Origin of the sequence: Protofrankia sp. BMG5.30 (genome assembly GCF_001983005.1) — a bacterium.
GTDB lineage: Bacteria > Actinomycetota > Actinomycetes > Frankiales > Frankiaceae > Protofrankia > Protofrankia coriariae.
In genome coordinates, this window is record NZ_MOME01000047.1 from 1 (window position 1) to 24709 (window position 24709).

General features: G+C 70.2%; 22 protein-coding genes. 11 read left to right on the top strand and 11 right to left on the bottom strand.

Annotation, left to right across the window (positions count from 1 at the left end):
- The 6 genes from BL254_RS21070 to BL254_RS21095 all read right to left on the bottom strand — a co-directional run.
- Positions 1-387: transposase (locus BL254_RS21070; protein WP_175648439.1), on the bottom strand; the 387-nt coding region annotated here is incomplete at its 3' end.
- A gap of 208 nt (positions 388-595) precedes the next feature.
- Positions 596-1360, bottom strand: a complete 765-nt coding sequence (locus BL254_RS21075) for a class I SAM-dependent methyltransferase (RefSeq protein WP_076844741.1) — start codon at positions 1358-1360, stop codon at positions 596-598.
- A 163-nt stretch (positions 1361-1523) separates the two neighbouring features.
- Positions 1524-2501, bottom strand: a complete 978-nt coding sequence (locus tag BL254_RS21080) for a sugar phosphate isomerase/epimerase (protein ID WP_254858354.1) — start codon at positions 2499-2501, stop codon at positions 1524-1526.
- 123 nt (positions 2502-2624) lie between these two features.
- The gene (locus BL254_RS21085; protein ID WP_083731276.1) at positions 2625-3746 is read right to left on the bottom strand and encodes a Ppx/GppA phosphatase family protein; all 1122 of its coding nucleotides are present in this window, start codon (positions 3744-3746) and stop codon (positions 2625-2627) included.
- 492 nt (positions 3747-4238) lie between these two features.
- Positions 4239-4919 carry a response regulator transcription factor gene (locus tag BL254_RS21090; RefSeq protein WP_076844743.1) on the bottom strand — a complete coding sequence of 227 codons (681 nt, stop codon included), beginning with the start codon at positions 4917-4919 and terminating at the stop codon, positions 4239-4241.
- Positions 4920-4983: 64 nt separating this feature from the next.
- Positions 4984-6189, bottom strand: a complete 1206-nt coding sequence (locus tag BL254_RS21095) for a sensor histidine kinase (RefSeq protein ID WP_371391106.1) — start codon at positions 6187-6189, stop codon at positions 4984-4986.
- A gap of 764 nt (positions 6190-6953) precedes the next feature.
- Between BL254_RS21095 and phoU the strand changes: the two genes are divergently transcribed.
- Positions 6954-7595, top strand: coding sequence for a phosphate signaling complex protein PhoU (gene phoU, locus BL254_RS21100; RefSeq protein ID WP_047224216.1), 642 nt, complete (start codon positions 6954-6956; stop codon positions 7593-7595).
- 134 nt (positions 7596-7729) lie between these two features.
- Here phoU and BL254_RS21105 read toward each other — a convergent pair whose 3' ends face one another.
- Positions 7730-8467 (bottom strand): phosphoglyceromutase, encoded by a 738-nt coding sequence (locus tag BL254_RS21105; RefSeq protein ID WP_076844745.1) that lies wholly within the window; start codon positions 8465-8467, stop codon positions 7730-7732.
- A 790-nt stretch (positions 8468-9257) separates the two neighbouring features.
- Between BL254_RS21105 and BL254_RS21110 the strand changes: the two genes are divergently transcribed.
- Together BL254_RS21110 and BL254_RS21115 are read left to right on the top strand one after the other, a co-directional pair.
- Positions 9258-9809, top strand: a complete 552-nt coding sequence (locus BL254_RS21110) for a Fur family transcriptional regulator (protein WP_083731277.1) — start codon at positions 9258-9260, stop codon at positions 9807-9809.
- A gap of 7 nt (positions 9810-9816) precedes the next feature.
- A complete protein-coding gene (locus BL254_RS21115) occupies positions 9817-11169 on the top strand; it encodes a folate-binding protein YgfZ (RefSeq protein WP_083731278.1) in 1353 nt (450 codons plus the stop codon).
- Positions 11170-11291: 122 nt separating this feature from the next.
- Here the strand turns inward: BL254_RS21115 and BL254_RS21120 are convergent, their stop codons facing one another.
- Together BL254_RS21120 and BL254_RS21125 are read right to left on the bottom strand one after the other, a co-directional pair.
- Entirely contained in the window at positions 11292-12641 is a 1350-nt protein-coding gene (locus BL254_RS21120) for a transcriptional regulator (protein ID WP_047224226.1), read from the bottom strand.
- Positions 12642-13128: 487 nt separating this feature from the next.
- Entirely contained in the window at positions 13129-14283 is a 1155-nt protein-coding gene (locus BL254_RS21125; RefSeq protein ID WP_235433695.1) for an extracellular solute-binding protein, read from the bottom strand.
- A gap of 308 nt (positions 14284-14591) precedes the next feature.
- Here BL254_RS21125 and BL254_RS28730 point away from each other — a divergent pair, with 308 nt between their 5' ends.
- From BL254_RS28730 to BL254_RS21150, 5 genes are all read left to right on the top strand, one after another.
- The gene (locus BL254_RS28730; protein WP_076844749.1) at positions 14592-14813 is read left to right on the top strand and encodes a hypothetical protein; all 222 of its coding nucleotides are present in this window, start codon (positions 14592-14594) and stop codon (positions 14811-14813) included.
- 534 nt (positions 14814-15347) lie between these two features.
- Positions 15348-16586, top strand: a complete 1239-nt coding sequence (locus tag BL254_RS21135) for a DUF349 domain-containing protein (protein WP_076844750.1) — start codon at positions 15348-15350, stop codon at positions 16584-16586.
- A 491-nt stretch (positions 16587-17077) separates the two neighbouring features.
- A complete protein-coding gene (locus BL254_RS29135) occupies positions 17078-17881 on the top strand; it encodes a helix-turn-helix domain-containing protein (protein WP_047224213.1) in 804 nt (267 codons plus the stop codon).
- A gap of 102 nt (positions 17882-17983) precedes the next feature.
- Positions 17984-18475, top strand: coding sequence for a hypothetical protein (locus BL254_RS21145; protein WP_083731280.1), 492 nt, complete (start codon positions 17984-17986; stop codon positions 18473-18475).
- 165 nt (positions 18476-18640) lie between these two features.
- Positions 18641-19594 (top strand): aldo/keto reductase, encoded by a 954-nt coding sequence (locus BL254_RS21150; RefSeq protein ID WP_013875224.1) that lies wholly within the window; start codon positions 18641-18643, stop codon positions 19592-19594.
- Positions 19595-19614: 20 nt separating this feature from the next.
- On the opposite strand, the gene BL254_RS21155 is transcribed toward BL254_RS21150, so the two are convergent.
- Positions 19615-20559 carry a hypothetical protein gene (locus tag BL254_RS21155; RefSeq protein WP_076844752.1) on the bottom strand — a complete coding sequence of 315 codons (945 nt, stop codon included), beginning with the start codon at positions 20557-20559 and terminating at the stop codon, positions 19615-19617.
- Between the two features lie 597 nt (positions 20560-21156).
- Here BL254_RS21155 and mshA point away from each other — a divergent pair.
- Entirely contained in the window at positions 21157-22395 is a 1239-nt protein-coding gene (gene mshA / locus BL254_RS21160; protein ID WP_254858372.1) for a D-inositol-3-phosphate glycosyltransferase, read from the top strand.
- Between the two features lie 106 nt (positions 22396-22501).
- Complete coding sequence (locus BL254_RS21165) at positions 22502-22993, top strand: YbjN domain-containing protein (RefSeq protein ID WP_076844754.1); 492 nt, start codon at positions 22502-22504, stop codon at positions 22991-22993.
- A gap of 129 nt (positions 22994-23122) precedes the next feature.
- On the opposite strand, the gene BL254_RS21170 is transcribed toward BL254_RS21165, so the two are convergent.
- A complete protein-coding gene (locus BL254_RS21170; protein ID WP_076844792.1) occupies positions 23123-23659 on the bottom strand; it encodes an FABP family protein in 537 nt (178 codons plus the stop codon).
- A 365-nt stretch (positions 23660-24024) separates the two neighbouring features.
- On the opposite strand from BL254_RS21170, the gene BL254_RS21175 reads away from it, so the two are divergent.
- On the top strand, positions 24025-24387 hold the full coding sequence (locus tag BL254_RS21175) for a DsrE family protein (RefSeq protein ID WP_047224209.1): 363 nt from the start codon (positions 24025-24027) through the stop codon (positions 24385-24387).
- The last annotated feature ends 322 nt before the right edge of the window (positions 24388-24709 follow it).

Consider the following 24709-nt stretch of genomic DNA (forward strand, 5'->3'; position numbering starts at 1 on the left):
CAGTGAAAGCACAATCTCGTCGACACCGGTCAGACGCCGCTGCCGCTTCTTCACGATCCGCGGCTCGAACGTGCCCTCCCGGTCCCTCGGAACCGAGATCTCCACCTCACCGGCCGCCTCGGAAACGACCGTCTTCGTCCGGCTGCCGTTACGGACGTTGGTCGATTCCCGCTCCGCCGGTACCCGGTTCTTCTCATGGCCGAGATGCTCGGTCATCTCCTCGGCCAAAGCCGTTTCCAGCACCGCCTTGGTGAACAGCTTCAACAGCCCGTCCGGCCCCGTCAGCGCCAGCCCACGCGCCTTCGCGTCCGCGACCAAAGCCGCCGCAGCGGCCTGCTCCGGCGACAGCTGCCGCCCCGATTCACGATCTTGCTTGCGAGGGGTCATATCACCCGATGTCATCACTCACAGTGCCCATCCCGCCGGACCCCGAGGGCCCGGCGTGTCGGGCCGGAAACACCGATCTTGAAACAGTCCCTTCGATCATGACAACGAGGGAACAAGTGGTTGCCGTAGCAGCCACTTACGCACTCGTTCCGACGAAGGGGAAGATCGGTACCTTCGTGGGTTCTGGGGGCCTGGCGGGGGGTTCCGCTTATGACGGGGTGAGGGGTGGTAGGYGGGCCACGGTCAGGATCGTGTGGAAGGGCTCGGTGATCAGGCCGTCGGGGAAAGCCTTCAGCAGKGAGCGCCGCTCGGCGTCCAGGAAGTCCTCCAGCCGGTCCCCGATCGCCTGGATGTACGACTTCGAGCGCAGCCACAGCTCGTACCGGTCCAGCGGGAGCGTCCGGCTCCAGCGGCCGGAGACCGTCACGACCTCGGTGAACAGGCCCGTCCAGCGCAGTTCGTCCGCCCAGGGGCGGGTGCGGTAGTCGCGCCGGTAGCCGGGGCTCATCGCCTCCAGACGCCGCTKTTGACGCTCCCACCAGCGTAGGTCCTCGCCGTCGACGTCGTTCCACCAGACCGCGAGCGCGCCGCCGGGACGCAGCACCCGGGCCGCCTCGGCCGCAGCCACCGGCACCCGTACCCAGTGCCACGCCTGGGCGTAGCAGACGAGGTCCGCCACGGCGCCGGAGAACGGCAGCGCCTCACCGTCGGCGCGTACCACGCCGATCTCGGGGGTGCGTTCCCGCAGCCGGCCGAGCATGCCCGAGCTGTGGTCCACCGGGATCACCCGGGCGCCGCGCGCGAGCAGGTCCCGGGTGGCTATACCCGTTCCGGCGCCGACCTCGAGGATGTCCGCGCCGGCCAGCTCACGTCCGGCCAGCCATTCCAGATCCTTGAACAGCTGATCGGGATAGGATGGTCGGGCGGCGTCGTAGGCGTCCACCATCGGGTCGAAAAGCGATCTGGCGCTCATTACCGCATGGTGACATCGTCGCGCAGGATGGATACGGCTGTTCGCCGCTGTTTGTCTCCGGTACTTCCTGGCTMCGGTACTTCCCTCCGGTATTTCGCCGGTATCACCGACCGACCCGACGACAGCACCCGGACCAGCGGCGCCCGGACCGTAGCCCGTAACGTCAGGGCAGGCGGCCGGCCGCGGTGACGGGGGCGGCCGCGAGGTTGAGGCGGGTGAACGCCAGAGCCTCGGCGAGGTCGGCCTCCCGCTGCGCCCGGGATTCCGCGCGGCGAGTGTTGATCTCCACGACGACTGTCCCGTCGAAGCCCCGGGCCGCGAGCCGTTCCAGCAGGTCGGMGCATGGCTGGTTGCCGCGGCCGGGCACCAGGTGCTCGTCCTTGGCCAGGCCGATCCCGTCGGCCATGTGCACGTGGACCAGCCGGTCGCCCAGCTCGTCGGCCATGGCGAGCGCGTCGGAGCGGGACACGCTGGTGTGCGACAGGTCCAGGGTGACGTGCCGGTAGTCGTCACCCACGGGCGACCAGTCCGGCGCGTACGCGGACACCTCCCGCCCGCGGGCCCGCAGCGGGAACATGTTCTCGACGGCGAAGCGGATGTCCGTCTCGTTCGCCATCCGTTCGATGCCCTCGACGAAGTCGCGGGCGTAGTCACGCTGCCAACGAAACGGCGGGTGGACGACGACGGTCGGTGCCCGCAGCGTCTCCGCGACGGTGCGGGCCCGTTGCAGCTTCGCCCACGGCTCGACCCCCCAGACGCGCTGGGTGAGCAGCAGGCACGGGGAGTGGATCGCCAGGATCGGGATGCCGTGATAGTCGGAAAGCCGCCGCAGGGCTTCCGGATCCTGACTCACCGGATCCGTCCACACCATGATCTCTACGCCGTCGTAGCCAAGCCGGGCAGCCATTTCGAAAGCTGCCGCCGTCGACTCCGGATACGTCGACGCGGTCGACAGCGCCACCCTGGCCGAGGGGACCCGTGCGATGGCACGCCCACCGCCACGCGGCGTGAGCAAGGTCCGGTACCCGGTGCCAGGGGGCGGACCAGCGGAATCCGCTGTCGGCTGCCACAAACCTGGGCCACGGTTGTCCGCGACCTCGGCGTCCCCGAGCCGCGGCGCTGGGGTCTGCGCCTCGGACATCCTTCCAGAGTAGTGCCTGTGCGCGACAATCGACGCCCGGGCCAGAACGCCGAAGTACCAGCTCGGCTACCGAGCGAAATCACGCGGGGGCCATGCGGGGGCCACGCGGAGATCACATGAAGATCATGCGGAGGTCAGCCAGTCCAGCCTGCGCAGGATGACRCCTTCCCGCAGCGCCCACGGGCAGATCTCGACCTCGTCCAGGTTCAGCAGGTCGAGGGCTTCGGCTGCGACCACGGACCCGGCGGCCAGCTGGCCCGCGCGGTCGGCCGACACCCCGGGCAGGTCGCATCGTTCGGCGGCGGACATCCGGCACAGCCGCGCGGATATCTCGCGCAGCGCGTCCCGACGCAGGATCCGGCGGACGTACGGGCCGCGGCTGTAGGGCTCCGCGCCGGCGATCCGGGCCAGCGACCTGAAGGTCTTCGACGTCGCCACCGCCCTGGTGGGCTCGCCGACCACGTACAGCCTGGAGACGACCGGGGCGATGTGCGCCCGGACATAGCGCCGCAGGGCCGTCACCTCGGAGCGTTTCGGCGGGTCGTTGGCGAACCAGTCCCGGGTGAGCCGGCTGGCCCCCAACGGCAGGGAGGACACGACGTCGGGGTCCTCGTGCATCCCGGCCGCGATCTCCAGGGAGCCGCCGCCGATGTCGAGCGCGAGCAGCCGGCCGGCACTCCAGCCGAACCAGCGCCGCACCGCCAGGAAGGTCAGCCGGGCCTCGTCCTGCCCTGGCAGGACCGCGAGCGCGACCCCGCTGGCGGCCCGCAGGCGAGCCAGGACGTCCTCACTGTTGGTAGCGTCTCGCAGCGCAGAAGTGGCGAACGCCACAAGATCGTCCACGCCGAGCTCGTCGGCGCGCGCGCTCATGTCGATGATACAGTCGGTCAGGATCCGCTCGCCCTCGGCGGAGAGCGCTCCGTCGCCGTCGAGAAGTTCGACCAGCCGCAGCGGGACCTTCGCGCTGGCGGCCGGCAGCGGCTGGCCACCGACATGGGCGTCCACCACCAGCAGGTGCACGGTGTTCGAGCCGATGTCGATCACGCCGAGGCGCATCCGGCCGGTGACCGGCGGGACGGCGACGTGCGGGACGGCATGATCATGATGGGGCGGGGGCTGTTGGCCACCGTCGAAGGAGGCCGGCGCGGGMAGCGTCACGGGCGGCTCACCGGCCCCGGGYCGGGTGGCGGCGGAGATCTCGGCGGCGGCGGCCTCGGACACGGGCTTCAGTGACATCGGACACACTGGCARCTCACCCGCACGGCAACCGGCAGCCCGACCGGACCAGCCGGACCAGACAGACCAGCCGGACCAGCCGGACCAGACAGATCATCCAGATCGGTCAGATCGAGCAGGACGGAAACATCGGGAAAATCGGACAACGGGCGGAGGGTGTGCGTCCCCCTCGTCGCGCGGCCAAACTTCACGCATCCACTCCCGGTCGTRCATCGAGCCGGCCACGGCCGGCCGGCACCGGCATCCAGCGAACCAGACCAGTACCGGCAGCCGGCGGACAACGCGCCCGGCGGACCACCATGACAGCGACGGCGAACCACCATGACAGTGATCAGGTACGCACAGCGACCCGGCCGGGCGGAGCCCTCACCCGACCAACGTACACAAGTGATCGCCGCTGTCAGGCCGGAACGCCGATCAGAGGATCGGAATCGTCACGGAAAGATCAAGCCGTATCACCGGAGAGGCGAGGATGCGGAGGATGCGGAGAGGCCACCGGTGTCAGGGCTCGAACTTGTACCCCAGACCTCGGACGGTCACCAGGTGGCGCGGGTTTCCGGGCTCGTCCTCGATCTTGGTACGCAGACGCTTGACGTGGACGTCGAGGGTCTTGGTGTCCCCGACGTAGTCCGACCCCCAGACGCGGTCGATCAGCTGGCCGCGGGTGAGGACCCGGCCGGCGTTGCGCAGGAACATCTCCAACAGCTCGAACTCCTTCAGCGGCAGCGGKACGGAGGCGCCGGCGACCGTGACGACATGGCGTTCGACGTCCATCCGCACCGGACCGGCCTCCAGCGTCGCCGTGACGCGTTCGTCGATCTCGCCGCGGCGGCGCAGCACCGCGCGGATACGGGCGACCAGCTCACGGGCGGAGAACGGCTTGGTGACGTAGTCGTCCGCGCCGAGTTCCAGGCCGACGACCTTGTCTATCTCGCTGTCGCGAGCCGTTAACATGATCACCGGGACGGTCGACCGCTGCCGCAGCGCCCGGCAGACCTCCGTACCGGACAGACCCGGCAGCATCAGGTCCAGCAGGACGAGATCGGYGCCGTGCCGCTCGAACTCGGTCAGCGCGGCCAGCCCGTCGGCGGCCACCGCGACGTCGAAACCCTCCCGTTCCAGCATGAACGACAACGCGTCCKAGAACGACTCCTCGTCCTCCACGACCAGCAGGCGGGTCACGCGTCACACTCCTTCGTCATCCGTCCGTCATCCGTCCGTCAGTCAGTCGTCAGTCGTCCGTCGGTCAGTCGTCATCCGTCAGTCGTCCATCGTCGTTGTCACGTCCGCGCTCGACGTCAGTATCGATCTCGGCGCCAGTATCGATCTCGACGTCGGTATCGATATCGGTATCGGCGTCGGCCAGCAGCAGCGGCAGCCTGATCGTGAACGTCGATCCGGCCCCCTCGGAGCTCCACACGCTCACACTTCCCCCGTGGTTCGTCGCGACATGCTTCACGATCGCCAGGCCCAGCCCGGTGCCGCCGGTCGTGCGGGAACGCGCCGGGTCCGCCCGGTAGAAGCGCTCGAAGACCCGCTCCAGGTCCTTCTCGGCGATGCCGATGCCCTCGTCGGCGACCGAGAGCTCCACGGTGTCGCCGGCGCGTCGGACCCCGACGACGACGCGGGTCCCCGGCGGGGAGTAGGTGACCGCGTTGTCCAGCAGGTTCGCCAGCGCGGTGACCAGCTGCCCCTCGTCCCCGCTGACCACGAAGTCGCTGTCGCCGATCACCGCGACGGTGATCTCCTGGGCGGCGGCGGCCAGCCGGGTGCGGTCGAGCGCCTCGGCCAGCACCACCGACACCTGCACCGGCTGGGGATCCGGCTGCGGGTCCGCGCCCTGCAGCCGGGACAGATCGATGATCTCCTGCACGAGACGGGCCAGCCGGGCGGACTCGTGCGTCATCCGGGAGGCGAACCGGCGAACGGCCGCCGGATCATCACTGGCCGCGGCGACGGCTTCGGCCAACACGTGCAGCGCGCCAACCGGGGTCTTCAGCTCGTGACTGACGTTCGCCACGAAGTCCCGGCGGACCGCCTCCACCCGGCGGGCCTCGGTGAGATCGTCGAGGATCACGGCGACATGGCCGTCCGAGTCCAGCCGCGAGGTGCGGGCGCGTACGGCGAACGCCTCCTGGTCGGGACGGGGCCGGGTCAGCGGCGGTTCGGGGCGGGGTGGCAGGTCGAGCTGCCGGTCACGGTCGACGCCGTCGCCGCGGGTGCGGGCGGCCAGGTCGCTGAGCTCGACCAGGTCCAGACGGCTGTCGACGATCACCCCCATGGCGTGGGCCGCCGGGTTGGCCAGGACCACCACGCCGTCGGCGTCCAGAACGATCAGCCCGGAGGGCAGGCCGTCGACAAGGTGCCGGACGAGCCGCGAGGGCAGCGCCGCGCGCGCGGCGGTCGGCGGGTTCGCGGCCGCGGCATCGCGGATCCGCCGCCGCGGGGACACAACGGTACTGTCACCTGCCCGGATCGTGGACGCACCTCGGCCCGGCGGTATCTGCGCCGGCGGTACCGAGCCCGCCGAACCCGACGATGCAGAACCCGACGGCACAGAACCCGACGGCGTCTGGGCCGGCGGTGCCTGGGCCGAGATCGGTCGCGGGCCGGGACGGGCCGCGGAACGCTCCCGGCCGGTGCGCGGCGTGGGACCGGCGGCATCCGGGTTGGCTCCGCCACCGAAGAGCCCGAAGCCGGAGAAGCCGGAACGGCCGAAACCGGAGGGCCCGAAACCGGGAAGACCGAAGCCTGCATCCCGCTCGCACTCACCCTCGCCCACGGCCGAATGGTAGGTGGACTGTGGATGTATCCGCCCAACCCGCGCCGATAGTCGTCAGGAGTTCACCCGGCCAACAGAATGTGTTCACCGTGGGGCGAGCACCGCCGACCATCGTTGATCGCGACAGGGTATGTGCGGCGTTCGGGGTCATATGTCCAGGAGCAATCGCTGTTCGCCCGCACCGTGTGACGCGCCGAAGGTCGAAACGGCGGCTTTCCCACGGACAGCCGACGCCGGCTCGCAACGCCGGGAGCCGGCCCGCGCATGGTCGCCACCCCGGCAGGCCGGGGATGCGGCCGCTGTTCCAGTGACCACGGGGATCCGCGGCTTCCGGCAGTGCGAAAGAAACATGATCGCATCCTGCCGGCCGTCCCCGTCTCACCCTGTTGTGATCCGATGGGCTGACAACCGCTACAGACACGAAGGAGCCGTCCGTGCGGGACGCCTTCCACGACGAGCTCGAGAGCATCAACTCCTCACTCGTCGAGATGACCAACCTGGTCGCTTCAGCAATGGCGCGAGCGACAACCGCGCTTCTCGACGCCGATCTACAACTCGCCGAGGGTGTGATCACGGCCGACGAGACCGTGGACCTGCTACGTAACGAAATCGAGGAGCGATCCTTCGACATAATGGCGCGCCAGCAACCGGTCGCCACCGACCTGCGGACAATGGTCACCACGCTGCGTATCGTGGCTGACCTCGAACGCATGGGCGATCTCGCGCTGCACGTCGCCAAGGTGGCCCGCCGGCGCTACCCCGGCCGCGCCGTCCCACCGGAGCTGCACTCGACCCTGCTGGAGATGGGCCAGGTCGCGCAGCGCATCGTCGCCAAGGCGGGGTCGGTCATCGCCGGCCACGACGCGGCCCTGGCCAAGGAGCTGGAAAGCGACGACGACTCCATGGACGCCCTGCACCGCAGGCTCTTCCATGTGCTGCTGGAAACGGAGTGGACCTACGGCATGGAGGCCGCGATCGACATCACCCTGTGTGGCCGCTACTACGAGCGCTACGCCGACCACGCCGTTTCAGTAGCCCATCGTGTGATCTACCTGGTCACCGGCAAACGCGTCTGACCACCCGCCTTCCCGCAAAGCCCGACGGCTGCGCGAATGGAGCGGTGGCGTGGTTTGCGCCCCCGACTGGGCCCACGTTCCCCACGTCACCGCTCCGTTCGGCACCGCGGCGGCTCGCCCGGGGGCGGCGTTCGTTACTTCTTCCTGCCCTGGGCGGCTACGGCGGCGGCGGCTCTGGCCGCTTCCTCCGGGTCCAGGTAGGACGAGGCCAGGACGCGCAGGTCGTCGTCCAGTTCGTAGCGCAGGGGGATGCCGGTGGGGATGTTCAGGGCGGCGATGTCGCTGTCGCTGATGCCATCCAGGTGCTTGGCCAGGGCACGCAGMGAGTTGCCGTGGGCGGCGACGAGCACGGTCCTCCCGCGCCGCAGGTCCGGCACGATCGCGTCGTACCAGTACGGCAGTATCCGGGTCACCACGTCCTTGAGGCACTCGGTCGTCGGGACGAGGTCCGGCGGCAGGTCGGCGTAGCGCTCGTCCACACCACTGACCTGGTTGGGGCCGATGGGCGGCGGTGGGGTGTCATAGGAACGGCGCCACAGCGTGAACTTCTCCTCGCCGTACTCGGCGAGGGTCTCGGCCTTGTTCAGCCCCTGCAGGCCGCCGTAGTGCCGTTCGTTCAGGCGCCAGGAGCGGTGCACGGGGATCCATGTCCGGCCGGCCGTGTCGAGCGCGATCCAGGCGGTGCGGATCGCGCGCAGCAGCAACGACGTGTGCACCACGTCCGGGAGCACACCCGCGTCACGCAGCAGTTCACCGCCGCGGGCCGCCTCCTGGCGGCCCTTGTCGGAAAGGTCGACATCCACCCAGCCGGTGAACAGGTTTTCTCGGTTCCACGTGCTCTCGCCGTGGCGGAGCAGAACGAGCGTCGGCATGACTTCGATCCTGCCGCAACCCGCCGCCGCGATGCGGCTGGATCGGCCGTGGCGCACCCGCCCGGGACACTTTTCAGGGCCGCTCCGACCGCGACGCCCGGCCCTTCACCGCCCCACACCGGTACCCCCGGCCCTGGCCGCCCGGCCCGCTGGCGTCCGCCCTCGTCCGCCGTCCTGGCTGTCAACCTGGGTGTCAGTCGGTGACCCTGGGATGGCCGGTACCGGCATAGATCACCCAGGCGCTCTGGTTCGAGTCGTCGATCAGATACCAGACGCGTCCACCGCCGGTGACCGCGTACTGCCACCGCGTACTGCCACCGCGGCCACTAGGTGACGTTCTCGCTTGCCCGGCTAGAGACAAAACGGCTGGAAACAAAAGAGACCTCCGGGCGTTTCCATCGCCCATAGAAGGGACGACGGGCCGTCGGGACCAGCGACGACGCCCGGAGGTCCGGTGCCTGTCTGGTTCTCGCCGGTGCCGGTGCCCGTAGGTCACCCGGCAGGGGTGAGGACCACGAGACCGGCTAGCGGACAGTCACCTCACGAGTCCGTTTATCACACAAAACTGGACCACCTCCCTTCCCGTGTACGGACAACGCTACGGGGACGGGGTGGGCTCGGCAACCGCTTTTCCCCACCAACCTTCGGGGCGTCGCCGGCGACTTCACGACAGCAAAAAGTAACATATACATAACTTTCAGCTACGGTCCTGGTCGGTCGTGACAGTGGCACGGCAAGACCACCGTCCGCGCGATCGAAGATCCATCGAGCACGGCCTAAACTCGTTTCCATGGCGGTGGACGTCGCGGGAGGCCGGGAGAGCCGGCAGCGGCGCGACGCCGCGCCCGGCACCGCGCCGGTTTCCGCTGTGCCGCCGAAGGTCCAGGCCCCAGGCTCACCGGCCGCGGGGCCGGCGGGGGACGACACCTGGCAGACACAGCTGCGTTCCCGCGGCTACCGTCTCACCCCACAACGTCAGCTTGTTCTCGAAGCGGTCACCCGGCTCGGCCACGCCACCCCTGAGGAGATCGTCACGGAGGTCCGCCGTACCGCGGGCGGGGTCAACATCTCAACGGTGTACCGCACCCTGGACCTTCTCGAGGAGCTCGATCTCGTCTCGCACGCGCACCTCAGCCACGGCGCGCCGACCTATCACGCGGCCGGCCTCGCCGAGCACGCCCACCTGGTGTGCGGCGGCTGCGGCGCGGTACAGGAGATCCCCTCGGACGTACTGGCCGACATCGTCACCCGGCTGCGCGACGACTTCGACTTCTCCGTGGACGTCAGCCATGTCGCGCTTGCCGGCCRGTGCGGGGACTGCGCGGGCCCGGGTTCCGGTTGAACAGGCCATGACCGCCGACTCCATCGCCCCGCCCGCAACCGGCACCCGGCCGCCCGCGCCCGGCGGCCCCGGCAGCCCGGACGACGGCTCCCGCTACCGCTCACCGCTGCTGGACATCGCCGGTGCCGTGCCCGCCACCGGAGCCGACCTCGGGGTCGCCGACCACTACGGGGATCCGCTGCGCGAGCAACGCGCCGGCGAGCGCGGCGCGGTGGTCGTCGACCGTTCGCACCGCGGAGTGCTGCGCATCACCGGTGTGGACCGGCTGTCCTGGCTGCACAGCATCACCTCCCAACATCTCGCCGCGCTGCCGGCCATGCGGGGCAGCGAGGCGCTGGTGCTCTCCCCGCACGGCCATGTCGAACACCATCTGATGATCTCCGACGACGGGACGGCCACCTGGCTCGACGTCGAACCGGGCACCAGCGCCGCGTTGCTCGCCTACCTGGAGTCGATGCGTTTCCTGCTGCGGGTCGAACCGGTCGACGTCCACGCCGACCACGCCGTGCTGTCGGTCCTCGGCCCGACCGCCGTGGACGTCGTGACCAGCGCGTTCGCTCCGCTCGACCCTCCGCTCCACCGGCCTGCCCGCCGCGATGTGACGGTGGGTTACGACGGTGACCTGCTGGCCCGGGGCCCGTACCCGCTTGCCCGGGCGCTCGTCCGGCCGGCCGCCGCATCACCAGCCATAACCGACAGCCCCATAACCGACAGTCCCGTGGCCAACAGTCCCGTGGCCGGCGCCCCCGCGACGGGCGGCCCGGTGGCCGGCGGCGGTGCGGGCGGCCAGGAGGATCCGGACGGGTACGACATCCTCGTCCGGGCGATGCCCGACGGCCTCGACCTGCTCGTCCCGCGCCGGGCGCTGCGCGGGACGGTCGAACGGCTCGTCGCCGCAGGCGCGTCCCTCGCCGGTGTCGGCGCGTTCGAGGCGGCACGGGTCGCTGACCGCCGCCCTCGCCTGGGCGCGGAGACCGACCATCGGACGATCCCGCACGAGGTCGGCTGGCTGACCACCGCCGTCCACCTCGACAAGGGYTGCTACCGCGGTCAGGAGACGGTTGCCCGCGTGCACAATCTGGGCCGCCCACCCCGACGCATGGTCCTGCTGCATCTGGACGGCACGACGGTCGCCCGGGGCGCCCCGGTGAGCGGCGGTGGCCGGACGGTCGGGTTCGTGGGCACGTCCGTCGTGCACGCGGAACTCGGCCCGATCGCGTTGGCAATCGTCAAACGGACCGTGCCCGACGACACCGCCCTGGTCGTCGTCGACCCGGAGACGGGTGATGTCGCGGCATCCGTGGAGCCGGCGAGCGGGCCCGACCAGCCGACTCGCCCGGCCGGCCGTCTCGTCGACTGACCCGAGCCGGACAGTCCGCCCCCATACGTCGCCCCCATACGTCGCCTCCGCGTGTCGCCCCGTGGCGGCCGCTCCGGCGGGGGGCGGCCACCACCCAGCTGGGACGAGACGACAGGACACGATCAGGTGGGACGAGCGAGGAGCTGATCCACCTCGCGGACCTCCGGATGCGCCGCGTGCCGGCGCAGGGAGCGCCGGAGCTCCTCCGCCCGCCGCGCGTTGCGCTGCGAGCGGGTGGCCTCCAGGAACGGCACCGCCTGACGGACGAGCGCACACCCGTGGTCGATGTTGCCCAGGTCGATCTGCACGGCCGCGCGACGGAGCAGGTATGTCGCGTGGTCACGGGCGCGGGCGACCGGGTGCACCTTGAGGGCGTGCGTCAGCCACCGGTCCGCCTGCGGCAACTGACCGAGATCGATGTAGCAGATCCCGAGCTGGGCCGCGTGGAACCCCTCGTCGAAGATGCCCGCCCAGGCCGGATCCTGCGGGCTGGAGCGGTCGGCCGCCGTTTCGGCCTGGGCCAGCGCGCGGAAGCATCCGGCCTGATCGCCCAGGGCCGCGTGCGCCCGGGCCAGCCTCATCTGGAGCATCGCGCCGACGCGTCCGCTGATGCCGCCGCCGCTCGCCACGGCCGCTTCCGCCAGGTCGAGGGCTTCCTTGGGACGGGCGAAGTCGACGCACTGCAATGACATGTTCTTCATGATGTTCGCGCCGACCAGCCGGTCCCCGGCGGCGTGGGCGGCGTGCAGGGCCGCGATCCAGTAACGTTGCGCGCTCGTGTGGTAGCCGGCGTCGAACGATGCCCACCCGGCGATCCGGGCGAGTTCGGCTGCGAGCAGTTGGAGGCTCGCCCCGATCTTTTCCGTGTACGAGCCCTTGGCGAGCAGTTCGGTGACCACTCGCAGCTCGGCGTCGACAAGCCGCCGGACGCCCTCCCCGCCGAGCCGGTCGTCCATCAGCCGTAACCCCGGGATGTTGTGCTCGATGCGGTGGACCACCTGTTCGTCCACCCGACCGCCGTCCAGGGCGGCGACGAGCCGGGTGGGCTCCAGGTTGAGCCACTCGTTGGCCAGGCTCGCCACACCCGCTCCGGTGATGGTGAGAAACCCTCGACGGTCGGTGAGGGCGCCTTCGACAACATCGATCATGGATGTCACACTGCCTGCGCTGTTCCACGGGTAGTCGGTACGTACGACGTCACCGGTCGGCAGCCAGGCTGGCCAGGGATGGGACTCGACCTTCTCGGCCGAGACTCCCAGCTCAGCGGCAAGGGCGAGCTGGGAGACCCGGTCGGGCACGACACCCCGGTGTTCCCAGCGCCAGACCTTCTGACGTTCCGCCGCCATGTTGGCCACGCCCAGGTCGCGTGCGCGGCGCGCCACCACCCGGGCCAGTCGCTGATAGGACCAGCCACGCTGCGCCCGGACGAACGCGAGCGGGTGAGCGCAGGCGCCGGCGCCCTCGGTCGACATCATCTGTCTCCTTCGAGTCGCATCTGGTGAGCAGCTAACGACGCTATGTGGTGACATCTTCGCGACACAGTGACAAACAGGAAGCGATGCGTGCGCAAAAGACCACAGGAGGACAACAACACGCACCGTTTAACACCGATTGCACGCGTGCTCACACGATGGCCGCGAATGCACCGCACAAAATCCCGCACAGGTCATTGACTGCTCATCTGCTTGCTGTTCAGCAAGATCCTGCCATCATGCTACCGCCGGTCGCGCGTCCCACAAGAGGCCGTACCACAGCGAGATCACACGGAGCGTTCCAGGTTGCCTACTCTCCGCTTTCAATCTTATAAAAGAATTTAATGAATATAGAAAGAAATAGAACCGCGAACAGAACGGGAGCAAAGCGGCGGCAAAGGCGAGCACCCCCGACGAACAACGGCCTCACGGCGGCCGCAGACCGAGCGACCGCCGACCCGATGATCACCGATCAGATGATCGGTGATCACATAAGGAGCGCCTCCGCCTGCTTCTGCAGTTCGGTCAGCGTGGTCGTCGGATTCGCGCCCATCATGATCCTCGCGACCGCCTCGGACGCGAGGACAGGCACCTCACCGCCGCGCGGCCCGGACCAGTACGGCGCGCGGACGATCGAATCGATCAGCGCGTTGAAGGGCACGACCTGCGGATACCGCTGGTACAACGGYACCAGCCGGTTCGCGGCCTCGATGTCGACCGGCAGATAGCTCAGCGTCGTCACCTCGGCGGCCACCACGTCCGGCGCGAGCATCGCCATCATCAGCTCGGTGGCCATCTCGTACTGGCAACGGTCGGTGGCCAGCATCACGAGACCGTTCCCGCTGGCCACCGGATGCTGCGTCCCACCCGGCAGGACGGGAAGCGGCGCCACGCCGAGCGGGAACGCGCCCTTGCCCTGGCGTTCGATGGTCTGCAGCCCCGGCACCACCGAGCTGATGCTCGCGCCCACGATCGCGGACTTCCGGTTGAGGGCGAAGCGGACCATGGCGTCGGCCGGCGTGTTCGACTGGGGCCCGTAACCGCCCACCCTGGCCAGGAAGCTTGCGGTGTCACGCGCCGCGGCGCTGGTGAAGTCCGGCTGCCCCACGGCGTTCTGGATGCTCGCGCCCTTCGACCCCGCGATGGTGTTGAAGAACCACTGCCCGAACTGGTCCGAAGTCGGCAGGTCGACCGGCTGGACGCCGGGCAGGGCCTGTCTGATCTTTTCGGCGGCGGCAAGGAGACCGGTGGTGTCCTTCAGCGACCCCGGGTCCACCCCGGCCTGGGCGAGCATGTCGGCGTTGTAGAGCAGGACGGGCACGGAGACCTGCTGCGGGACGACGAACAGCTGCCTGCCTCCCACCGTGCCCAGCGTGGCGAACCGCTGGTCGTAGGAGGCGCGCAGCGACCGCGGCGACACCTCCTGGGCGTCGAGCCGTTCGACGAAGGTGGCCAGCAGGTCGAGCCCGGCCACCGCGAGGTCCGTGCTGCGCCCGGCGGCCGCGTCGGCGCCGATCTGCTGGACGATCTGGGAATAGCTGGTCGCGGTGGACGTGATGTCGACGGTCAGGCCGGGATGGGCCTTTTCCATGTGCGCCCTGGCCGCCTTCGCGGTGTCGGCGAGCGGGCCACTGACGATCATCCGCAGCGTCCTGACACTTGTGGCGCACTGGAGCGACGCCGTGGCCCCGTTCGCGTCGGTCACGGCCACGGTGGCCGGGCGGACCGGCGGTCGGAGGCCGGCCGTCGGCGACGAGCCGCCGGAACCGCCCACCCCACACGCGGCGATCGTGCATACGGCGGCGGCGACGGCGACGAACCGCGTCGCCCGCGGAATCCGGTTCAATTTTCTTCCTTTCAGGCTTTCACGCCCCGACGCCGCCGGTTCTGACGCCGGTGCCGAGGCCGGTGCCGCCGATGGCTCCGGCGGCCGGCCGACATCGGACCGGAATGAGCACGGTCGATTTCGCGATACTCGGCGCGGCCGGTGGCCGGGACGCGGGAATCGACAACGGAAATGCGGCTCGCGGGCCCGTGGGCCGCCGGGCCGCCCGCGTCGCCGGGGCCGCCTCGAGCGCGGCGGCCGCTGGGCCGGCCCGGCACCGGGCGCCGTCGCGGGCACGCGCCCCGGGCACCGGTACCGCCGTCGGCCGCACGGAACACCGCGCATGACAACGCCTGGAAGGCTCGCCGGCCGCCGACCGCCCATGGGCGCGACCGCCGGCAGGCGCTCCTGCCGGCGTCCCCGGGCGGGTCCCATCTGCTCGGTACACGGCTGGAATCCTGGCGGTCAGGAGAACATCTGTGTACGACCGGGGCATGTCACCGCGGCCACACGCGTGACGGCCCGCTCAGAAAAACCGTGGTTGACACGGGATTTCCGGCCAGCAGCCTGCTGTCATATTTCCGACAATGTTGGGGAACGCACATCAGAAATCCGCCAGCCGCGATTCCGTCCGGGGTGCGATTTCCGCCGTGGAAGCGTTCCGCCCGCCATCGAGGCGGTACCGGAAACAGCGCGGTGGGCGCTGTGGGCGCGCGCCACGGCCCGACACCGGGGACGGGCACCGGGGCGACCGGAGAGGACCCGGTCGTCCGGCGCTCCCACCAGGACGATGCCCGACGCCCGGCCCCGACGCCCGCCAGCGCCTCCTCGGCTTGCCGGCGGCCAGCAGAATGTGCCCCATCCGCGCGATCCCTGTAAGAATGGCACCTGACCTGACGCCGATCTTCGGGACCACGATGAGCGAGCGCAACAGCTCCGAATGGGGGCGTGTCGGCGACGACGGCACCGTGTACGTACGCACGACCGCGGGTGAACGCCCCGTCGGCTCCTGGCGGGCAGGCTCCCCGGYGGAGGGCCTTGCCCACTTCGCCCGGCGCTACGACGATCTGGCCGCCGAAGTCACGCTGCTGGAACAGCGGTTGACCGTCCCCAGCGCCGACCTGACGGGTCTTGCCGCGAGCGCGCGGCGGCTGCTGGCCTCCCTCGGCACCGCGGCGGTGGTCGGTGATCTGGACGCGCTCACCGGACGTCTGGGATCGGTGCTGGACGCGGTCGGCGAACGTACCGCGCAGCGCGAGGCCGAGCGCGCCCAGCGGGCCGCCGCCGCGGTGGAGGCGAAGGAGGCGCTCGTCGCCGAGAGCGAGCGCCTCGCCCGCAGCTCCGACTGGAAGGCCGTCGGAGAGCGGTTCCGTTCGATCGCCGTCGACTTCCGGGCGATCACGGGGGTGGACCGCCGCACCGACGCCGACCTGTGGAAGCGGGTCACCGCCGCGCGCGAGGAGTTCAACCAGCGCCGGACCGCTCACTTCGCCGCGCTCGACCAGCAGCGAGCCCAGTCCAGGCAGCGCAAGGAAGCGATCGTGACCGAGGCCGAGGCGCTCGTCGACTCCACCGAATGGTCGGCCACCAGCGCCCAGTACCGAACGCTGATGAACCAGTGGAAGTCGGCCGGACGTGCGCCCAGGGACGTCGAGGACGCGCTGTGGGCCCGTTTCCGCGCCGCGCAGGACACCTTCTTCGCCCGGCGCAACGCCGCCAACGCCGAGCGGGACGCGCATCTGCGGGTGAACCAGGCCGCCAAGGAGCAACTGCTCGCCGAGGTTGCCGCGCTCGACCTCGCCCGGCCCGACCAGGCACTGCGCAGGCTGCGACAGATCGAGGAACAGTGGGACCTCATCGGGAAGGTGCCCCGGGACGCCGTCAGCGACCTCGAACGACGGCTGTCCGCCGTCAGTGACCGCATCCGGTCCGCGTCCGATGCCCGGTGGCGCCGGCAGGAGGCCGTCGAGTCCCCGTTTGTGGCGACGCTGCGGGAGTCGGTCGCCAAGCTGGAGGCGCGGCTGGAACGTGCTCGAGCTCACGGACGCACGGACGAGGTGGCCGAGACCGAGTCGGCGCTAGCAACACAGCGCGAGTGGCTAGCACACGCGACCCGCTGACCAGCGGGACCGGCAGGCAACCGACTGACCACCATCGGCCGGCTGCCGATCAGCAGCTCCGATCAACAACTCGCCGACGTATGACCATACGGGTCATTTTGACTACTTTCAGTGACTGAAATATGGCTACGCAAAGCGTTTCGTAACGCTTGATACATACATCAATACTCACAGTGTTCACCGCGTTTAGCGCATCTGCAACATCGTTAATACAGCGAATACACATTGAATTTCCGCGTGCGCGTATCCGTACGCGACGGACGCACAGAAACCGCCAGGGTCGGCCCGGGCGAAGGCGTYCCAAGCATTCCAGGATGCTTGCCAAACGCTTGCCACAGCTAGCATCTGGACGTACGCTGCGAACCATCGGTTCAGCGACACAGCGGGTCCCGTGACCGTGCGCATGGCTCACCCGGTGAAGTCCATCCGGCAAACATGATCCACCCAGCGCACCGGCGCATACCCCCAAGGAGAGGAGGCCGACACTGAACGTGCCGCCCCTGAACGTACGCGATCTCGGAGACTTCATCCGGGACCAGCGCAAGGCCGCACATATCTCGGTTCGTCAGCTCGCCCGGCAGGCCGGCGTCAGCAATCCCTATCTGAGTCAGATCGAGCGCGGCCTGCGCAAGCCGTCCGCGGAGATTCTGCAACAGATCGCCAAGGCGCTCCGGATCTCCGCGGAAGTGCTGTACGTGCAGGCCGGCATTCTCGACGAACGGGCGTCGGACAGCGATGTGACCGCGGCGGTTCTCGCCGACTCGACGCTCACCGAACGGCAGAAGCAGGTCATCGTCGAGATCTACGACGCGTTCCGGAAGGAGAACGCCGTATACGGGCTGACCGGCCGCCCCACCCTGCCGGACGGCCTGCGGCAGGGCATATCCGCCTCCCCGCCCGTGTCCGCCTCCCCGCCCGCGACGAAGACGGCCCTCACCGGCTCCGCGCCCACCGGATCCACCGCGCCCACCGGCCTCGCGTCGGCTACCGCGACCACGGCCACCGAGGTAAAGCCTGCTGGCACCACCCGCCGGGCCACCGGGGCCACCCGAGCGGCGGCCACGCCCACCCCGCGCGCCCCCGGCGCCTCCGACGCCGCCCCGAAGCGGGCAACGGCGACCCGGCGGCCACGCACGACAGCGGCCACCGGCGGTACCGGCAAGGCCGACGGAGGCAGCGGGGATGCTGCCCCGAAAGCCGGCCGAGCCACCGGCCGCTCCACCCGCACCACCGCGGCTACCAACGGAGCCGCCGCCCACGACTCGTCGGACGACACCTCATCATCAACAAAGTAACAACGGAACAACATTCGACGGGCGTGTCACAGCCACAGATCGAGCCAGCAACTGAGTCACAAAACTGAGCCTCAAAACTGAGTCACAAAACTGGAGGTAGCAATGGCCACCATCCGAACCAGCGCCGACAAGTCGGGCGACACCGTCGAGGCCTCGGCCGACGTCAAGATCCCGCTGTCGGAGGTCCGCAAGCCCCTGTACGCCTATGTGGGTGCCGCGGACGCCGCGGTGGAGAAGATCCGGAGCATCCCCACCGTCTACGCCGACGAGATCAAGAAGTTCTCCAGCCGGGTCAACGGCCTCTCCGTCCACGCCCAGCGGCTTCCGGCCAACGTGCAGACCGCTGTCACCTCCCTGCCCACGTCGGTGAGTTCCCAGCTTTCCGACCTTCAGGGACGCRCGAGCTCGCTCTACAGCAACTTCGCCGACCGCGGTGAGAAGCGCGTTGCCCGTATCCGCCAGAACCCGACGACCGAGGAGGCCGTGACCCGGACCCGCAACGTGGTCAACCGGGCCCGGGCGGTGCGCTCCTCGGCCACGACGAAGTCCGCGGACAGCGCCGAGAAGAAGAGCGGCACCGCRCAGTCCGACTGACCGAACGGCCGGGCGCACCCTGGCCGTTCCGTCTCACGACGGCAACTTCGCCGCCACTCGAAAAGAACAACCAGACACCACCGACCCAGCCCTGTGATCATGGCCTGTGGAGAATCCCGGTACCTGGCGCCCGGGGTTCATGGTATGTCGTGTTGTACTGATGATATGAGATATCGCCCACTGGGATCTTCCGGCCTACTGGTATCCGTCGTCGGTCTCGGCTGCAACAACTTCGGCTCACGGGTCGACCTCGAGGGCACCCGGGCCGTCGTCACGGCCGCGCTCGACAACGGCATCACCCTGTTCGACACAGCGGACACATATGGCAACAAGGGTGGTTCGGAGACCCTGCTCGGCCATATCCTGCGGACCCGGCGCGACGAGGTGGTTCTCGCCACCAAGTTCGGCAACGACATGGGTGGGGTGTATGGGCCCGACTTCAACGCCCGCGCCTCGCGCCGGTACATCCGTAAAGCCGTGGAAGGATCGCTGCGCCGGCTGCAGACCGACTACATAGATCTTTTCCAGCTGCACAGCCCGGACGCGTTCACCCCGATCGAGGAGACGCTGGCCGCTCTCGACGAGATAGTGCGCGAGGGCAAGGTGCGCTACGTGGGTTCGTCGAATCTCGCGGCCTGGCAGGTCGCCGACGCCGAATGGACCGCGCGCGCCTCCAGCACGACCCGCTTCATCTCGGCCCAGAACCACTACAACCTGCTGGAGCGTGGCATCGAGGCCGAACTCGTCCCGGCCGCGCAGAAGTACGGCATCGGYATTCTGCCGTACTTCCCCCTCGCGAACGGCATCCTCACCGGCAAGTACTTCCGGGACGAGCAGCCCCCGCCTGGCACCCGGCTGGCCGGCCGCCAGGACGAACTCACCGACGAGGTCTTCGACCAGGTCGAAGCCCTGGAGACCTTTGGCCGGGAACGCGGCCGCTCGCTGCTGGACGTGGCGATCGGTGGCCTGGCCGCGCAGCCCGCGGTCGCGTCCGTGATCGCCGGGGCGACGACGGCGGAGCAGGTCCGGGCGAACGTCGCGGCCAGCGAGTGGCAGCCGCGCGCCGACGACCTCGCCGTCCTCGACAAGATCGCGCCGTCCCGGCGGCCGGGCGCCTGAGCGGCGGGCCGTCCCGGACCTCACCCGTCGTGTCCGCCCCTGCCGCCGGGGGCGGTGACGGTGACGTCCGCGTCCGCCCGTACCGGCGGCCAGGCGAAGGTGACCTCACCCAGCCGCCATCGCGGACGGGTGCCCCGCACGGGCCACCCGTCCGCCCGCAGGGACTCGACCGCGGCTGTCCAGCGCTGCCGCGGCCCGAACACGGCCCGCGGCGCGCCGCGCCGCCAGGCGTCGTCGAACGCGGCCAGCAGCGTGTGCACGTCCTCGCCGGGAACGTTGTGGGCGATCAACGACTTGGGCAGCCGCTCGGCCAGCTCAGACGGACGCGCGAGGCTCGGCAGGTGCGCGGCCAGGGTGAGCGTGCGGCCCTGGCGCCGCGGCCGCGGCGTCCCGACAGGTCCGCCGGGCGCCCCGGGCACTTCCGACGACGCCTCGGGCGGGCGGTCGACGGCGAACCAGCAGGCACGCCGGCCGATCTCGTCGCAGGTGCCCTCGACCAGCAGGCCGCCGGGCGCGATGCGCTCGAGCAGCGCCGCCCAGGCCGGGGCGACAGCCGCCTCCTCGTACTGGCGCAGCACGTTCATCGCGCGGACCAGCACCGGGCGCAGCCCGGCGAGTTCGAAGCCGCCACGGGCGAAAACCAGCCCTGGTGGACGCGCGGCCGGGGCCGCCGCGGCGACCCGATCCCGGTCGATCTCCAGGCCGACGACCCGGACGTCGGGCCGCAGGCGGCTCAGCCGCTGGTAGAGCTCCACCGTGGTGACCGGCGACGAGCCGTATCCGAGGTCGACGACAAGCGGGCTGGCGGCGGCGCGTAACCGGGCCGCCTGTGTCCCGACGATCCAACGATCGACCCGGCGCAGGCGGTTGGGAGCGGTCGTCCCACGGGTGGCGAGCCCCAGCGTTCTGGCGCGGCCCGCGGCCAGCCGCGGCTCGCGGCGGCGGGCGGGGGAGGTACCTGACACGCATCCACGATCGCAGAACCGGCCCGGCCGCCTCTCCCCGCGGGCATCGTGTCCCGAGCGGCACCGATCCGCGCGATCGACGATCCGCCCCGGAGGGCTCTGGCGGCCGGCTCGCCAGGACTGGCGGGTTACCGGGCCGGTACGGAACACCAACAACGATCATGAAGTACACGCCGGGCGGCTGGCCGTGTCAGGCGTTCCCGGTTCGATGTCCAGGGCCGGAGGCAGAAAAACAGGTGAATCTCACCTGTCACCCAATCGCCGGTTCGCCGCGCCACTGGCAGGATGAGTCCGGGCGTCCGCCGGGAAAGAGTCCATAACGGAACGTAATGGCGGATGTCGGCAGGACAGGGCCAGCGGATCCGGATGGTGGCATCCGGTGACGGGCCGCGACCGCGGTTACCCAGCGCGGTCGGCAGGCAGGCGCGGGCGCGGCCGGCCGGCGCCAGGCGGCTGGATCCGGGGCAGTCGGCGCCGGGCATGCGGCCCTCGGATCGGTTGTTCGCAGGACCGGGCCATCCAGTGGTCGGTGAGTCCGGATCGGTGTGGAGGTGGTTGGTGCGTCGGGTCCGGTCGGGCTTCCCTCGTCGGGTCGCCATGCTGTCGATGCACACGTCGCCGCTGGAGCAGCCGGGTACCGGCGATGCCGGYGGCATGAACGTGTACGTGGTGGAGCTGTCCCGGCAGCTGGCCCTGCTCGGCACCGAAGTGGAGATCTTCACCCGGGCCACCAGCAGCAGGATGCCGCCGAAGGTCGCCCTCGCGCCGGGGGTCGTGGTGCGCCATGTCGCCGCCGGGCCGTTCGAGGACGTCGGCCGGGAGGACCTGCCCACCTGGCTGTGCGCCTTCACCGCGGCCGTGCTGCGGGTCGAGGCCGCGCACGAACCCRGCTGGTTCGACGTCATCCACTCGCACTACTGGCTTTCCGGCCAGGTCGGGCTCGCGGTCGCGCGCAGGTGGGCCGTCCCGCTGGTACACACCGCCCACACGCTGGCGAAGGTGAAGAACAGCGCGCTCGCCGACGGCGACCGCCCCGATCCACCGCACCGCATCGCCGGCGAGCAGGACGTCGTCGACGGCTCGAACCGACTGATCGCGTCCACCGAGGACGAGCGGCGCCACCTGGTCGATCTCTACGGTGCCGCCCCCGAACTGGTCGACGTGGTGGCACCCGGCGTCGACCTGGAGGTGTTCCGCCCCGGGGACGTGGCGGCGGCCCGCAGCCGCGTCGGTGTCCCGCCGGACGCGCTGGTGCTGTTGTTCGTGGGGCGTATCCAGCCGCTGAAGGCGCCCGACATGCTGCTGCACGCCACCGCGCACCTGCTGGCGCGTGAACCGGCGCTGCGTGACCGCCTGGTCGTCGCGGTGGTCGGCGGTCCCAGCGGGTCCGGCCTGGACCGTCCGGACGCGCTGGTGAAGCTCGCGGCCGAGCTCGGCATCTCCGACATCGTCCGGTTACAGCCGCCAGTGCCACAGCCGGAACTCGCTGACTGGTACCGGGCCGCGAACCTGGTCGTGGTGCCCAGCCACAGCGAGAGTTTCGGCCTGGTCGCGCTGGAGGCCCAGTCCTGCGGGACACCGGTCGTCGCGGCCGCGGTCGGCGGGCTGCGGACGGCGGTCCAGCACGACGTCTCCGGCATCCTGGTGGCGGAGCGCGACCCGGCCGCCTACGCCGACGCCCTGGCCCAGGTGATCGGCCAGCCGTGCCGGCGCCGGCGCCTGGCCGCCGGGGCGGTCGCGCGGGCGGCGGAGTTCGGCTGGTCCGCGACAGCACGCGGCGTTCTCACCGGTTACCGTAACGCTGCGACACCGGTTACCGTCCCGGCAACGGCCTGACGCCCGCGCGTCCGGCCGCCGTCGGCCGCGGCCTGGAAAGTCTCCGGTGGCCACGGCAGTGATCCAGCCGTCCGACCCATGAGGATCATGGTGGAGGTGGGAACCGGTGTCAGTACCTGTCGACAGCGCCGAACGGGCACGCCTCGACCGCCTGATCGACGACGCCCTGGCGGAGCTGGGCCTGCCCTACGAACGGGTGAGCGAGGGATCGTTCCTCGCCACCCTGGAGGGCGAGCACCGGCTGAGGACGATGACCTGGCTGGTGGTTGGGGACCACACGCTGCTCATCGAGGCGTTCTTCATGCGCAGGCCCGCCGAGAACGAGGCGGGTACATACGCTTTCCTGCTCGGGCGCAACGCGAAGACCTACGGTGTGCACTTCTCGGTGGATCTCGCCGGCGATGTCTACCTCACCGGCCAGCTTCCGCTGGCGGCGGTCACCGCCGACGAGATCGACCGAGTGCTCGGATGCACCCGCACCTATTCGGACGAGAACTTCGATCCGGCGGTCGCTCTCGGGTTCGCCGGCGCCATCGCGCGGGAGAAGGCCTGGCGCGCCCGGGTCGCCGCCGAAAACGGCTCCCGGATGCGCGCCTGAGCCGGCCCCGGCAGCTGGCTGGCGGCCCGGGCCAGGCCCGGCCGCTGACCGGCTCTGCCGGGCCAGCCTCGGCCGAGCCGGTCAGCGCCGAGCTGGAACCGGTCGGACACGCCGAGCGGACCGATCAGGCTACGGTCGGTCAGCAGCCGATACCCGCTGGAGCCGGGCGGACAGGTGTGACTGCAACGGCTTGCCCTCGGCCGCCATGTCGATGGCATAGGCAAGATCACCCTCGACAAGGCCGTACAGCCGTTGGGAGCGGTCCACCCGACGTGCGGTGGCGGTCCGGATCACGACGTTGGAACGCAGTTCCACCCGCGTCCCGACGACGTCCCCGACGTAGATCTCGCTGATCCCGAAGGGATGGGCGAGCATGACCTCGACCGTGGGCGGCCCGTCGCYCTCCCCGGGCTGCACCCGCCAGAAACCGGTCTCGGTCGCCAGCGGGCTGCCCTCGCTGCGCCCGTCCCGGGGCTCACCGATCCACCAGGTATGGGACGTGTAGGACAGGGCGGGACGCCCGGTGCTGAAAAAGACGACCTCCTGGCCGTAACGGAAGGCGTCCATCCCCTCGTAGCCGCCGACGCCCTCGCCCCGCCAGGTGCCCAGCAGGAAGGCGATCGGCAGCAGGCTCGGGTGCAGGTCGACCACCGGCCCGGGCCGCACGGTCACGTCCACGCGCCAGCGGTGCGCACGGGTACGGGTGCGGGTACGGCCGGGACGCTCAACGCTGGCCCGAGTACAGCTTGTACACCGCGTAGACGGAGAACCACCCGATGAGCACCGCTACAAGGATCAACAAAGCGGTGAAAAATATTTCCAGCACGGGACCAGCTTAGCCTTGACCGCCCTCTTCCCGCCCCGCTGGCGGTAGCTGTGTGACATCGGCCAAGCCGTCCGGCCCCTGCGAAGCCGGGCCTTCCGGCGCCGGGCACGGGGCCCTGCGACGGCGGACGCCGAGCCCTGCCAGGGCAACCGTACGGGCCCGGGCCGGACGACCGGTACGAACCGCCCAGTGCAGACTGACAGCCATGACAGCTTCACTGGTCATCAAGGCCACCGCGGGCGCGGACGCGCCAGAGCGGTGCTCACAGGCGTTCACGGTCGCCGCGGTCGGGCTCGCCAGCGGCGCGGACGTCTCCCTGTGGCTCACCGGCGAGTCGGCCTGGTTCGCTCTGCCCGGGCGTGCCGCCGGGTTCGCGCTGCCCGAGTCGGCCCCGCTGACCGAACTGCTGGACGCCATCCTGGCCGGCGGACGCGTGACGCTGTGCACCCAGTGCGCGGCACGACGGGCCATCGGCCCCGACGACGTGCTCCCCGGGATACGCATCGCCGGCGCGGCGGTCTTCGTCTCCGAGGTGCTCGCCGACGGGGCGCGGGCTCTCGTCTACTGACGGCCATCTGCTGACGGCCGTCCGCCGCCGATGGCCGTACCCGCCAGCCGCGGGACGGCCCCAGTCTGAAGACGGCCACCGACGGCAGGCAACGACCCGCCCGCGGGCGACGGCCGTCACGGCGGGCGGTCATTCGGTCCATTCCGTGTCCCTCGGGTGTTCCGCGGGTCTCCCGCGGGACACCCGAGGAACTGTGAGTAGCCAGTCAACAGGACTGTAGGTAGTGTCGTACGCAAGCTCCGCAACCGCTCCTGCGACAGCAGACCACGCACGGCACACGATGCGGCTCCTTCACGGCACCGAGAGGATGCGGTTTGGTGGT

Excerpts from the sequence above, each read along its gene's own strand:
- BL254_RS21120 (WP_047224226.1), bottom strand. The coding sequence starts at position 12,641 with ATGTCGACCGAGGGCGCCGGCGCCTGCGCTCACCCGCTCGCGTTCGTC.
- BL254_RS28730 (WP_076844749.1), top strand. The coding sequence starts at position 14,592 with ATGAGCACGGTCGATTTCGCGATACTCGGCGCGGCCGGTGGCCGGGAC.
- BL254_RS21175 (WP_047224209.1), top strand. The coding sequence starts at position 24,025 with ATGACAGCTTCACTGGTCATCAAGGCCACCGCGGGCGCGGACGCGCCA.